Origin of the sequence: Paenibacillus sp. P32E (assembly GCF_001909085.1) — a bacterium.
Taxonomy (GTDB): Bacteria; Bacillota; Bacilli; order Paenibacillales; family Paenibacillaceae; genus Paenibacillus_AQ; species Paenibacillus_AQ helianthi.
Map to the genome: position 1 here is coordinate 1 of NZ_LVYY01000063.1, position 852 is coordinate 852.

Here is an 852-nt window from a genome sequence, read left to right on the forward strand (position 1 = left end):
CTGCCGCTTCAATGTCAGCAAACAGAGCGTGTACCTTCTCCTGTAATTTCGCTTTGTGTTTGCTGACCGCTTTGCCCCAAACAAAGGTGTAGCGATTGGCATTCGCCTCGATCTTAGTGCCGTCCACAAAATAATGCTCCAGAGACACGTATTTTTCGTCAGCCAGAAACTGAAGCACGGCGGTAAATACCGTTTCGAGGACATTCCTCATCCGCTGGGAACGGAAGCGATTAAGAGTTCGAAAGTTGGGGCGCTGCCGTCCGGCCAGCCACATGAAAGGAATATTCTCTCGCACGGCTTTGGCGATTTGACGAGACGAATAGATACGCTGAGTGTAGGCGTAAATGATGACTTTGGTGAGCATTTTAGGATGATAGCTGTCGCGGCCGCCGCCGGGATAAGCAGCGTCAAAGATGGAGTCGTCCAGCCGATTGACGGCTGCGTTAACGACACGAACGAGGTGATTTTCTGGAATGTCTTCTTCCAGATCCATTGGCAAGCAAAGTTGGTCCATGGTATATTGAATGTACAAAGAAATCGCTCCTTTTTTGAAATGGTTGCTCGACACTTCCATTTTACCAAAGGGCGATTTCTTTTTGTGATTTTTGAAAGAATTGTAGGAACGTTCCCCCGCTTAAACAGCGGAGAGGACGGACTGATTGCGGAAAAGCGGTAGCGGTCGCCTTGCTCTCCGGATTTTTACCGCTACGGGAAATAAATAAAATCTGGAGAGCACAGCGATTGTAGCAACGGTCCGTTCGCGGAGCGTCCGCACCAAGTGCGCAAGTCCATCCAACTCAAAAACAGCGGGGCTGTCTCAAGTAGCCATTTCATGGCTTTTGAGACAGCCCC

General features: G+C 49.6%; 1 protein-coding gene. It reads right to left on the bottom strand.

Annotation, left to right across the window (positions count from 1 at the left end; all coding sequences use genetic code 11):
* Positions 1 to 532 (bottom strand): transposase (locus A3848_RS27495; RefSeq protein WP_143192471.1); only part of this gene is annotated, 532 nt, incomplete at its 3' end.
* Positions 533 to 852 lie beyond the last annotated feature (320 nt).